Below are 12,559 nucleotides of genomic sequence, written 5' to 3' on the forward strand. Positions count from 1 at the left end.
ATACGTAAAGTGCTATAGAGATCCAGGCTCGTTTCTGTTCAAAGCTTTCATGAGCAGAAGCGAGCGTTTCTCTACCTCGTCAGCTTCTTCGTGTTTTCCAGTTTCTCGGAGAAGATTCGCCAGCGAATTGAGGATGTCTGGACGGAAAGGCTGAATCTCAGAAGCTTTTCTGAAGTGCTCAATCGCCTCTTCCTTGTTGATCCCCTGCATGCACAGCCCGAGTAAATACGTATCGTCCGACGATCGCCTCAGCTTTTGAAGTTCCAGTAAGGGCTCAATCGCCAGAGTCGGTTTCTGTTCTCGATACGCAAGCAGAGCCTGCACGAGAAGCGCGTTGACTTTCGACTTCGGTGAGCTCGATGGCAGGTTGTAGCTGCTTAGAGCGTACCTCAAGCTGACTCGTGGGTCTTGGTCCATAAGAACCTGAGCGAGAGCAGCCTGAACATCTCCATCCCCAGGGTGGGCTCGATTATATTTGTTGAGCCGCTGAACCGCTGAAGAAAAGTATTGACGAAACGCAGCTTCAGATGGCTGTGCCGGGGCAACTTCCAGATAAGCCAGGCCAAGATTTCGATCTTCAAGTGTTTGATTGGAGGCTGCAGGAGCTTGATGTGGTTTTAAACGAGAGACCTGCGGTTGCTCAGTTGTTGCCACGCTCGGATTCGAGTCATCGTGGATTCCAACGCGATGGTGTGTGAAGGCGATGTGAGGGATGTCGGTTTCGCTTTGCGGCATGTGACAGGTTGTGCAATTGTCCGACTTGAGCACTCGCTGCTCGTGGTCCTCTGCGAGGCCACAAGAATCGACTTGATGGCATGTCAGACATTTGTTTCGAAAGAAGCTCGCCTTCTCAACAGGTGGTGGAGCGTGCATGTCATGGCAGGTCGTGCAGGTGAAGGTTTCCGCTTGAGTGTAGCAACGGCTGAGCCTCATCTGCTCAACATGCCCCACCACCGACATCTGGGCGTTCTTCGAATCAAAGAAATAGTCGATTCGATTCGATGCAAGGGCTTGCCCCGGACGAAATCGTTCGGGACTTTGTCCCGGAAGGAAAGTTGTCGCTTGTCCTCTGAGGTGGCACTGAGCACAAATGTCCTCTGAGAGTTTTCGAGACAACTTACCTGGGTGAACAATGTGATTATTTGGATGATCACTGTGCGTTGCTTCAAGTGGTTTCGCTTCTAGAAGTTGATCGCCTTGAGCCTGTGCAAGGTCGACATGGTCTCCGCCGGCACCGTGGCACCGTTCACATCCGATGGAAAGCTCATGAAACTTTAGCCGATGCAAGCTCCCGGCAACTCGTTCTACGTTCCCGGCATGACACACGACACAACCGACATCAGCAGCCCGTTCAAAACTGACTGGGGACTCGACATCATAACCGGGCGAAACGCTCCAACGCTTTTTCGATTCATACCAGGTGACCGGTGATTCCATCAAAAACCCGTCAACCTCGACCAGGTACGATCTGGAGTGTTTCCCCGAGCCGATGAGATACTTCAACGGATGCTCTGCCTGAGCAATGACTTCGCCATCGGCAGTCAATTCGTCTCGGTGATAAAGTTCCCCATCCTTGCGGAAGATCGAAAAAGTGTGCTGTGATTTATCGTGGATAAATTCCCCATCTGCAGGTTCAGCATCTGGATCGACAATCGAGAGCGACTGGCTGTGAGCGCTGAGCGAGTATGTGTCGAATTGCTCCTGATGACAGGTAGCACAAACCTGACTCCCGACAAACTTTTCTTGCGGAATCGGAGCTGGAGCAACAGCTTTCGTCTCAACAGGCGATTCCGTATGCGACTCATTTTTTGAAGAAGAGTCCTTTTCCGGAGGAGGTTGTTGGACACACCCGCTCAGTGCCATTGTTGCAACAATGGCAAGAAGAGTCCGCCAGCTTCGAGAAGGCTCTCGTGCATTTTGTCTCAGGGTAGAGTTTTGCCTCAGCATAGAACTGTGCTGCGAAGACTCGGTTTCACGGACTGACTGGAGGGCAGGCTCAATAGTCATGATTGCACCGTTTGAAGTCCTTCGCTCTAACAAGACCTGACCGAGTGATCAAAATCCCAAATGAAACAGAACGATTAAAGTAGTTCAGCTGAGGAGTACAAGAGGGGTGTTCGTGCCTGTTGCGCCCGTGAATAAATCAGTCTTTTCAGGAGAAGTTTGAACTCTGCAAAGCAGACAAAATCGTGATTCCCTGCACGCTTCGGGTTGTTGTTATCATATCAACTCAGGAGTCGATACATCTCATTCACCTCACATTGGATTCCATTTTGAAAGTTGTTTTGGGTCCCATCATTCCACTGAAACAGCTCGGCCATGATTCAGCGGGGAGGTGATGCGAACAGTCCAGTGCTGACCGCTCTCGTCCGATTTGATCAGCGAAGAGATGCGGTCGGCGTCGGACTCATCTTTTGCAAAAATGCTGACAGTCGGCCCCCAGGAGGATTGGGCAATAGCTCGTACTCCCTGCTCCGAAAGCCGATTGACGAAAGGCCCCATCTCCGGGTGCGAATAGTCCCCCCCTTGTGTCAGCGAGAAGAATTCACCGACCAGATCCCCGTAAGCACGAATCGCTTTTGAGAATGATTCGAAGTCGGAATGTTTGAGCGATGGCAGGATTTCCGTCAGCGTCAACCGCGACAACTCCCCGGTTCTCGCCTGGCTCATTGATGAGAGTTTTGCGAACGTCAGCGTTTCATCATCGCCATGCATGCCTGTGGTTTCTTCCGGAGTCACCAGCAGAATTCTCCAGTCCTCCGGGAAATCATAGCGGCAGGCAATTTGCCCGATTGCTTCTTCCTGCTGGTGTCCTGCATCGACCAGAAATCCGCCCTCCATGTACCCGTGTAGTCCAATAGAAGACCGCTGGCCACGTCGAGAGTAACTTGCCAGCCGCTGCGCAGTGAGTTCCGTCTCTCCGTGGAGAATTCCCATCGCTTCGGAGAGTGCCATTCCAAGTTGAGTTCCCGAACCAAGCCCGACATGACCCGGAATTGATTCAGCGAGTTCGACAGCAGTCGGTTGCTTCCATTCCGGACAGTTGGCTTGGATTCTGGCGAGGAGGCCTGCTGCCTGTTCCTGAAAGGGGGCTTGATCAATGTTGCTCAACTTTGCAACGAGAAGAAATCCTGGATTTTTGATCATCATCCCGATCCCTCCGAAATGCCTTCCGCGTTCGGGGCGATGAGAGAGTGGGCCGAAGTGAAGTCGGCAGCCGGTTTGAATACGAACAGTCTGTACAGGCATGCAATAGGTCTATCGTGTCCGTGGTGGAGTGTGTCTGATATGACGCATTATCGATGTCACGATTCTGAAGAACAGGCTCTCGAAGTGCAATCCCGAGAAGTTGAGCGCACTCCGCTGACTTCACGTCACAGGTCGCCATAATCTCCTGTTAATCTTGTATTGATCAAGATCCACTCCTGCTTGCTGCTCAGAACTGACTTCAATGATGTGAAAATGCAGGCTCAGCAGAGCTTTGGGGCACAGAGCTTAGGGGCTTTGCGTAGACGGCGAAGATCGCCCCGCGAGAGAACTCTGCGGCGCCGAGCGATCAGAACACCATAAAGTGCTTCGCCAGGAAAGCAAAAATGCGACAACCCTGCGATTTTCGAAAGAGGAATTGCTTTGCTGCTTGTTTTTTGTTCTAATTCTATGAAATATATTTTCGGTCGTGAGTTTGTGATGATTCCAACCATTCGAAGTCGGTCTCTACCTTCTTGAAGAATACGGTTACGGCTCTTCTACGATACACCGCCCGAGTTCGTGATTGGGATCGTTACTTTGCTTTTTGCGTCATTGTTAGGCTTTCAGCCAAATTGGCTACTGTTTTCGCTGATACTGTTTACATTGCTACAGTTACCATTACTTGCGTTGTCATCTCGGCGTCTCTCCTCAACTTCAATTGTGGGCTTCGCTTTAGATGAAACCTCTTCAATGTGCCTTTCCGCTCGGACAAGGTGGCAGCAATCGAGATCGAATCGCGCAGAGAATTCCCAACCCTTGTTTTCTGTACTGGGTTGGTGATGGCTGCGATTCTGCTTTATGAAGCCTTGCCTCACCTGCATGATGAGGACTCATTTCTGATTGTCTCGGAAACCGTCGATTGCTCACCGAGAATGAACATCAATTATACCCTGGAGAAATAATGTTTCGATGCCAATTGTGTGAGACGGTGGTCCCAGCGGGGACTCGATCTTCAAAAATTGTTCTGGTCACTCGGGATAAAACTTACAACGAGCGAGGGGGCAGCAGCCAAGCCACACGCGGGGGGTTCCGAGGACGTGGCGCACGACGAAGTAGCCCTAAAAAAGACTTCGACAAGGGTGGTTCTGGTCAGGAAATTGTTCGGGAAGCAACTGTTTGCCCAGCCTGTGCCGAGAAGCATCAACGGGAACTTGAAAGAGAATCACTGAATACAAATGAAGGCGCTGAATAGTCTCAGCCCCGTTTGTGTAACTTCCGGCTCAACGACGTGGAGCCACGACTTTTTTATTTTTGGAGAGTACTGAAATGGCCACTGGTCGCATCCGTAAACTAACTGACAAAGGTTTTGGATTTATCGAAACAGACAAGGGAGATCTTTTCTTTCACATGTCTGCACTAGAAGGTGTTCGCTTTGAAGACCTTTCCGAAGGACAAGAGGTTGAATTCGAGCGTGGGCAAGGTCCTAAAGGGCCACGCGCTGAGAACGTCAACGTCGCTGGCTAATGTTTCGACATTTCTAGAACTGATCCTGAAGCTTGAAATTGTCCCCTCACAAAGTTGAGAAAAGCGGCGATTCCAGAGGTTTTGGACTGGTTCTGGCCAGTTTCTGAATCGTTTTGCGAGTCCTCTGATGCGAGAGGAACCTCTCCAGTAGATTTCACTGGAACCTGTGCGGTCAGCGCCCTCACGACGTGAGAGCCCTGCATTCGGTTCCAGACTCGCTCAAAACATTCAGTGAAAGTTGAGCCTCACGGCTCATGCAGTCAGTTTTTAGAACCACTAGCATAACAGCGAAAATCGTCTCCACACCGGATGCACGGCCATTTGTTTTGATATTGCTAGAGCGAATTTATATCAGATTGCGAAATAAGGAGGCCGATCAACTTGATCGGCCTCCTTTTATTTTTGACTCCCAGATGCCACAGGACAGAACTGTTAAGAGCAATTCAAAAGATGCTCTAGCTGCCAGTCACTCCCTTGCGAATGCGATCTCCGATTTCCTTGTCGACGTTGCACCAGTATTCGAACGCGCGCTCTAGAACTGGCTCGGAGACGCCTGCCTTCAGATGACCGACGACGTTGGAGACCAGTCGCTCACGTTGTGCATCGTCCATGACATCACGCACCAGAATTCCGGCCTGACCGAAGTCATCATCATCCTCGCGTAGCGTGTACGCAGCTCGAGTGAACTCTCCATCGGCCGACCAGGTCGCGGACTCGGGATAGCGTTCACCATCCGCCTTCGGACCACCTTTCGAATTTGGAGCGTAGACCGGGTCGCTGACGTTATCCACTCGCATCTGTCCGTCTTTGCTGTAACTGTGGACAGGGCTTTGCGGACGATTGACGGGGATTTGCTTGTAATTCACTCCGAGGCGATGCCGGTGTGAGTCGGCATAGGCAAACATACGACCAAGCAGCATTTTGTCGGGGCTAATGCCGATCCCCGGCACCAGATTGTTCGGCTCAAATGCAGCCTGTTCGATCTCCGTATGGAAGTCTGTCGGATTCCGATTGAGGGTTAACCGACCGACATCATGGAGTGGATAGTCGCTGTGCGGCCAGACCTTGGTCAGATCAAAGGGATTCAGGCGATACGTTTTGGCTTCCTCGAACGGCATGATCTGAACCTTGAGGGACCAGGTGGGATACTCACCCCGCTTGATGGCATCAAAGAGATCTCGCCGGTGATAATCACCATCTGTACCAGCAAGCCGGTCTGCCTCTTCCTGTGTCAGGTAGTCGATTCCTTGATCGGTTTTGAAGTGGTACTTCACCCAGAATCGCTCACCACTGGCGTTCACCCACATGTAGGTGTGGCTTGAATAGCCGTTCATCTGCCGCCAATTCTTCGGAATCCCACGGTCCCCCATCAGCCAGGTGACCTGATGTGCTGACTCGGGCGACAACGTCCAGAAATCCCATTGCATATCGTGGTCGCGAAGACCATTGTCGGCACGTCGTTTTTGAGATCGAATAAAGTGCTGAAACTTCAGAGGATCGCGAAGGAAAAACACGGGTGTGTTATTCCCAACCATGTCATAGTTGCCCTCGCTGGTATAGAACTTCAACGCAAAGCCGCGCGGATCACGCCATGTATCGGGGCTTCCTCGTTCGCCAGCAACTGTGGAAAAGCGAATCAGAGTGTCGGTCTTCGTCCCCGGCTGAAACAGGGCAGCCTTGGTGTAAGCGCTCACATCATTGGTCACTTCGAAATGCCCGAACGCGCCGGAGCCCTTCGCATGAGGTTGCCGCTCTGGAATCCGCTCCCGATTGAAGTTGGCCATCTGTTCAATCAGGTAATGATCGTGCAGTAAGATCGGACCATCGGGACCAACAGTCAGCGAGTGCTCGTCGCTGGAAACAGGCCCCCCTGCGTCAGTCGTTGTCGGCTTCGAATCGTGTTCGTTCATGAAGACGCTCCTGTTTATGTGCAGTAAACTGTACAGTCCGGCTCACATTATTGAACATCAATCCGCACACAGATGCAAGTAACGCAGGCGCCTCAGCGATGCGAATGGTCGCGTATCAGTGAACTTGCTGCTCCGAAAACAGCCTTGCAGCGAGACTTGTGCCAGGACTTGTCACCGAGAAGTGAAATCGATGCAGGGCTTTCTTCGCCTATCCTGTTGGTGCGCCATGGAAACTCTTCAGTAGCCCCGGTGTTAGACCTGCAATCTGATTTGGCGATCGCATTGTCATGCTGAAAAGTGCGGGGTCGCTGACGCGGAGACATTGCAACAGCCTGCGAGAACAAACCCATCTAAACCGCAAGACCCCATGACTTGATACCCCTTAACAGATTCCGCTGTTAGGCGATCGGCTAATTCAGGTACCGTGCAAAGGCCGTGATATGGCCAATTGTATTTAAGCCCGCTTGTAAACAGAGCTTCGTTGGCTGCCAGGATTGCGTGGATGTCAACTTCTTCGATATCAAGAAGAATACTTGGAGCGGCAACGTGCTGGAGATGATGAGCCACGACATTTGAGAACTCAGTCACGAAGTACGGTTCTGGAATGTCACGGTCACGATAGTGACTGAGAATGGTGAGGACCCGGTCTTCCAGCCGATGACAGACTGAGCAAACGAACGAATCATGAGTGCTTAGATTTTTCATTGCGGAATAAAAGTCTTCCTTTGACGAGTAAATACACTTCGGCAAAGTAAAGCAGGCGTCTTAGCGTGAGTAAAGGAAGGGCGAGAGATTGAGGTGGGCGCGATGTTTTCAATGTTCGTGCCGGTTCAGGACAGTTAAAACACGATCATTCGGGTTCAAAACTTTCGGAAGCTCTCACTCCGGCCAACCCTCCTGTGCAGACGATGCGGCTTTGCTTGAGAGCTCGTCGATAGCGGCGGCAGGTCATCGTTTACAGACTGATCGGGATGAGCGAAGATGTGAGGTCTCTATTTAACTGAGAACCAATCCGAAAATCTCTGGAATAGCCATCTTTCTCAACGTTTGAGAGAGCAATTTCAAGTTTCAGGATCAGTTCGAATGAGTTGGAAATGCCTCAGAGTCGTGAATCGAAAGTGCGTATTACCTCGCAACAAAAAGTTGAAAGCCCTGCGCCGGTCAGGAATCTGGCTGGCTCTTTGCAACAGAAAGTCGTGTCAGGCTGGAGACGGCTGGCTTATCTGGCGGTGAGCGGAGTCTTTTTTCTTTTTGCGGTGATAGGAATATTGTTGCCGGGGATTCCAACGACTCCTTTTCTTCTGGTGACCAGTTACTTTCTCGTCCGCTGCTCTCCGAAATTGAATGAGAAGTTACTGAACTCAAAATACTTCGGGCCAATTTTGAATGACTGGCAGACGCGCGGAGTAGTGCGCCGAGACGTGAAGGTTCAAGCAATCGCTGCCGTGGTCATCGCAGTCAGTCTATCGCTGTACTTCGGCAGCCTTTCGCTGATCCCCTCGCTCTCAATTCTCGCTATTGCAGCACTGGGCATCACCGTCGTGTTAAGACTCCCTGAACCAAATTCTTGATCCCGGGAGTCTGCTCTCCACGAACTGAAAGTTGGAAATTTTTACCGACATGCAGAGACTGGTGGGGTTAATGATCCTCGTCTTTGGAGAGCTCTTTGATTGGTGTCAGGTCGAGTTTACGGAATTCAACTTCTGAACCTTCTGCTTGTACTGCAATCTGTCCTTTTGAGGCTGTGCATTGAGTGCCGTGGTTGACGAGGTCTCCGTTGACCCAAACTTTGACCTGATCTGCAAAACATTCGATGACCATCTCGTTCCATTCGCCCACTGGGTTTTCAGAATCGTCCGTCAAATTGAGAATTCGTCGACCTTTGCCTTCCGTGATTCCCCAGTTGTCTTTTGGGCCACGTCGCTTGACCATGTCAGGAACAGCGATGTCCTGCACGATGCACCAGAAGTCACCGGCGTGTTTATGGTTCATCTGAACTTCGATCGACTTTGGGAACATTTTGTAGAGCGCTCGTGGTGTCGATGCATGTACGAGCACACCACAGTTCCCCGGTTTTCCAGCGAAGCGATACTGAACGACCAGTCGATAGTTTTCGTAGGAGTCATCGGTGATCAGATGACCTTGCGGAGTCCCCAGACTGACCAGCATTCCATTGCGAACGATGAATGGAGATTCTTTATTCGGATCGTCGTCTTGGGCGGGGACGTCGATGTGCCAGCCGGTCAAGTCTTTGCCGTTGAATAGCTCCTCCGCGACTGTCGTGCGTTCGCAAGTGAAGAGTACACAAATGCAAACAATCGCGAATCGAAGGATGTTTGAAGGAGAGTGGCTTGGCATCGAAGAATCCTGTGAAAGAAATGAAAGTGAGTCAGTCCTCAAACTATTGTAGTGATGTTCATCAAAAGTTTGACCAGTCACGGGCCCGAAACGACGCAGACCGCCACTCTCGCGGGCTGTTGAATTGGATCCGGTTTACATGTTCTTGAGCTGCAATGTACGATGCAGCGGAATGATAATTGTATCACTGCCCACTGCTCACCGAATGAGAAGTGGTGAGACAAGCATCATCACCAGGCGGCCGGTTTAAGAGTGACATCTCGCACCGCAATGGATGACGACTTCGGTAGCAGAGTGATTCATGCGGCTGCGGAGGCGGTTTTCTGAGGCTGTACAATTCAACCCGTTGATGGAAGCAAATATGAGTTTCCGAAGAACGAAATTTGCTGTTTTTCGCATCGTTCCATGGCAGTTCGTCTGCTGTGTCATAGTGCTTTTCTCGGCAACACTCTTAGCTGAGGATTCCCATTCTCCGGTCTCCTTCAACCGAGACGTTCGGCCTATCTTGTCGGACAACTGCATGTTCTGTCACGGTCCCGATAAAGCGACGCGCGAAGCTGATTTGAGGCTGGATCACGAACAGGCGACTCACGAAAGGGTGTTGGTTGCTGGGCAACCTGACAAGAGTGAATTGTTTCGCCGCATTACAGCGGAGGACAAAGACGAAGTGATGCCGCCGAGCGATAGCGGCCGCACGCTGACGAAGAAAGAGATCGAAGTCCTGCGACACTGGATTCAGCAGGGGGGGCGATACGAAAAACACTGGTCATTCATCGCCCCGGTCCGAGGTGAGCTTCGGAAAGTTTCGGAGCCGGCTCGTATTGAAAACCCCATCGACACATTCGTGCTCTCGCGATTAGAAGAACAACAACTCAGTCCATCAAAACGGGCTGACAAGCAGACACTCTTGCGCCGTGTGACATTTGATCTCACCGGGTTGCCGCCGACATTGGAAGAGCTTGAAGCTTTTCTCGCTGACGACTCTGAAGATGCTTACGAGCGTGTTGTCGACCGTCTGTTGAAATCGCCTCGCTACGGTGAACACATGGCACGGTACTGGCTCGACACCGCTCGGTATGCAGACACCAACGGTTTCTTTGACGATGCAGAACGCTCGATGTGGCGTTGGCGAGATTGGGTCATCGATGCTTTCAACGAGAATATGCCATTTGACCAATTTACGATTGAGCAGTTGGCTGGCGATTTGATTCCCGATGCAACTTTAAATCAGAAGATTGCCAGCGGTTTCAACCGCAACCACATGATTACTCGCGAGACCGGAGCGTTTGAAGAGGAGTATCGAGTTGAATATGTCGTTGATCGTGTTCATACGACTGCGACCACTTGGCTGGGGCTGACGGTTGCATGTGCGCGTTGCCACGACCACAAGTTTGATCCCATTTCGCAGAAAGAGTTTTTTAGCCTGTTCGCATTCTTTAACAATGTTCCAGAAAATGGTGTGAGTAAACAGAGTGGGAACGCCGTCCCGTTCTTGCATCTCCCTTCCGAAGATTTAGAGCAACAGCTCTCGCAAGTGAATCGTGAAATCGCCGAGATCGAAAAGGAAGTCACAGAGATCGAACCGAAGTTTCTGGAGGCTCAATCAAACTGGGAACAGTTCTCGCTGACTCATCAACCAAAGTTACCGGCCGGGAAATTGCTGGCTCACTTTCCGTTGGATGACAACGCTGCGAATGATGGTCTCCTCGCCTCTCACGCAGAGGCAGTCGGAAACGTCGAGTTCGAGAAAGGGTTTCTCGGACAAGCTGCGAAATTTGACGGGGACTCCGTTCTCGAATTCAACGAGCCGATCAGCATTGACTACGACACACCATTTTCGATGAGTGCATGGGTCAAGCCGGCGGGAGGTCGTCCTGCGTGCATTCTTTCCAGGAATGACGACGTCAAAAAACTGCGTGGGTTTGATTTGATGATCGTGAAGAACAAGCCGATCGTACATTTGATTCATCAATGGAATCATAATGCGATCAGCGTCACAACGAAAAAAGGGCTTGCCGGTCAGCAGTGGCAGCATCTTTGCGTGACTTACGATGGATCTTCATCGGCTGCTGGTGTGAAGATTTATGTCGATGGGGAATCACAACCGTTGGAGATCGAGTTCGATAGCCTTTCTGGTTCGATTCAAACGGAGCAACCATTACGTGTCGGCCGGCGCAGCACCAGCGCAGCATTTGTCGGTCTGATTGACGACGTGCGGCTGTACGCAGAAGAGCTTCCGAAAGAGCAGGTGCATGAGCTGTTCAGAGTTCAGTTGATCGACGGGGTCGCGAGTCTTCCACGGGACGATCGACCAGGGTATGCCAAGAAGCAACTCCGGCAACACTTTCTCAAGACGCCAGAGTCCGCAGAGTTTCGAGAGATTTACGAAAAGCGAAAGCGGCTGCTCGATCGGTATGCGGAATTGAAGGCCACGATTCCGAGTTTGATGGTGATGCAGGAGAGCGAGCAGCCACGCGAAACCTTCGTGCTGATTCGTGGGCAATACGATCAGCCCGGTGAAAAAGTCGAAGCGGGTGTACCTGCGTTCCTGCCCCCATTTTCAGGCGCTCTGCCGCGTAATCGACTCGGGTTTGCCAAGTGGCTTGTTGATCCGGCAAACCCGTTGACAGCGCGGGTGGCTGTGAATCGCTACTGGCAACAGCTCTTCGGGACAGGACTGGTGAAGTCGACAGGCGACTTCGGATCTCAAGGTCAATGGCCGAGTCACCCTCAATTGCTGGACTGGTTGGCGGTCGAATATCAGGAGAGTGGTTGGGACACAAAGCATTTGCTCAAGTTGATTGTCATGTCAGCAACCTATCAACAGGAGTCGCGAATCACGAAAGAGGGTTGGGAACGTGATCCCGAGAATCGATTGTTGGCACGCGGTCCAAGGTTTCGCATGGATGCTGAAGTTGTACGTGATAGCGCGTTGGCGATTAGTGGGTTGCTAGAGAATCGACTGGGTGGTCCGAGTGTGAAACCGTATCAGCCAGCGGGACTTTGGAAGGCGGTAACCTACGGCGGAGACTTGTCGTATGTTCCAGATTACGGCAACGGTTTGTACCGTCGTAGCCTGTACACGTTCTGGAAGCGTCAAAGTCCACCGCCAGCGCTTATGGCGTTCGACGCACCAACGCGTGAGACCTGCACCGTCAGCCGACCGCGAACTAACACTCCGATGCAGGCTTTAGTGTTGATGAATGATATTACGTATGTCGAAGCGGCGCGTGTCCTGGCTCAACAGATGATGGAGTTGCCAGCAGTTCGCCCTGCCGATCGGATGGTGTATGCGTTCCGGTTGGCGACCTCGCGAAAGCCTCTTGATAGTGAGCTCGCCGTTCTGCAGAAAACCTTTCAGCGTCAACTCCAGCGTTTTCAGAATGACGAACAAGCAGCGGTGGACCTGCTGTCTGTCGGGGAATCCGAGCGAGCTGAATCGTTGGATGTCAGCCAACACGCAGCCTGGACAATCGTCGCCAGTATGATTCTGAATTTGAATGAAACGATTACGAAAAATTAGAGCAGCTTCAGTTTTTTGTGACGCAGAGACTGTTTTTATGTGGGGAATCGTACGT

Annotated in this window: 9 protein-coding genes; 4 read left to right on the forward strand and 5 right to left on the reverse strand. The window is 51.4% G+C overall.

Going from position 1 to position 12,559, the window contains the following annotated elements:
- Positions 1-12 precede the first annotated feature (12 nt).
- Together Mal48_RS21935 and Mal48_RS21940 are read right to left on the reverse strand one after the other, a co-directional pair.
- Entirely contained in the window at positions 13-1,863 is a 1,851-nt protein-coding gene (locus Mal48_RS21935) for a multiheme c-type cytochrome (RefSeq protein WP_197441906.1), read from the reverse strand.
- Between the two features lie 432 nt (positions 1,864-2,295).
- On the reverse strand, positions 2,296-3,249 hold the full coding sequence (locus Mal48_RS21940; protein WP_145204960.1) for a hypothetical protein: 954 nt from the start codon (positions 3,247-3,249) through the stop codon (positions 2,296-2,298).
- Between the two features lie 901 nt (positions 3,250-4,150).
- Here Mal48_RS21940 and Mal48_RS21945 point away from each other — a divergent pair.
- Both Mal48_RS21945 and Mal48_RS21950 read left to right on the forward strand, forming a co-directional pair.
- The gene (locus tag Mal48_RS21945; protein ID WP_145204963.1) at positions 4,151-4,441 is read left to right on the forward strand and encodes a hypothetical protein; all 291 of its coding nucleotides are present in this window, start codon (positions 4,151-4,153) and stop codon (positions 4,439-4,441) included.
- A 74-nt stretch (positions 4,442-4,515) separates the two neighbouring features.
- Positions 4,516-4,713, forward strand: a complete 198-nt coding sequence (locus Mal48_RS21950) for a cold-shock protein (protein WP_145204965.1) — start codon at positions 4,516-4,518, stop codon at positions 4,711-4,713.
- A gap of 455 nt (positions 4,714-5,168) precedes the next feature.
- Here Mal48_RS21950 and Mal48_RS21955 read toward each other — a convergent pair whose 3' ends face one another.
- Positions 5,169-6,623, reverse strand: coding sequence for a catalase (locus Mal48_RS21955; protein WP_145204968.1), 1,455 nt, complete (start codon positions 6,621-6,623; stop codon positions 5,169-5,171).
- 285 nt (positions 6,624-6,908) lie between these two features.
- Positions 6,909-7,328, reverse strand: a complete 420-nt coding sequence (locus tag Mal48_RS21960; protein ID WP_145204971.1) for a hypothetical protein — start codon at positions 7,326-7,328, stop codon at positions 6,909-6,911.
- Between the two features lie 389 nt (positions 7,329-7,717).
- Between Mal48_RS21960 and Mal48_RS21965 the strand changes: the two genes are divergently transcribed.
- Positions 7,718-8,194 carry a YbaN family protein gene (locus tag Mal48_RS21965; RefSeq protein WP_145204973.1) on the forward strand — a complete coding sequence of 159 codons (477 nt, stop codon included), beginning with the start codon at positions 7,718-7,720 and terminating at the stop codon, positions 8,192-8,194.
- A gap of 67 nt (positions 8,195-8,261) precedes the next feature.
- Here the strand turns inward: Mal48_RS21965 and Mal48_RS21970 are convergent, their stop codons facing one another.
- The gene (locus Mal48_RS21970; RefSeq protein ID WP_145204976.1) at positions 8,262-8,981 is read right to left on the reverse strand and encodes a 3-keto-disaccharide hydrolase; all 720 of its coding nucleotides are present in this window, start codon (positions 8,979-8,981) and stop codon (positions 8,262-8,264) included.
- Positions 8,982-9,501: 520 nt separating this feature from the next.
- Here Mal48_RS21970 and Mal48_RS21975 point away from each other — a divergent pair.
- On the forward strand, positions 9,502-12,504 hold the full coding sequence (locus Mal48_RS21975; protein WP_197441907.1) for a DUF1553 domain-containing protein: 3,003 nt from the start codon (positions 9,502-9,504) through the stop codon (positions 12,502-12,504).
- Positions 12,505-12,559: the final 55 nt, after the last annotated feature.

Origin of the sequence: Thalassoglobus polymorphus, assembly GCF_007744255.1 — a bacterium.
In the GTDB taxonomy this organism is placed as follows: Bacteria; Planctomycetota; Planctomycetia; order Planctomycetales; family Planctomycetaceae; genus Thalassoglobus; species Thalassoglobus polymorphus.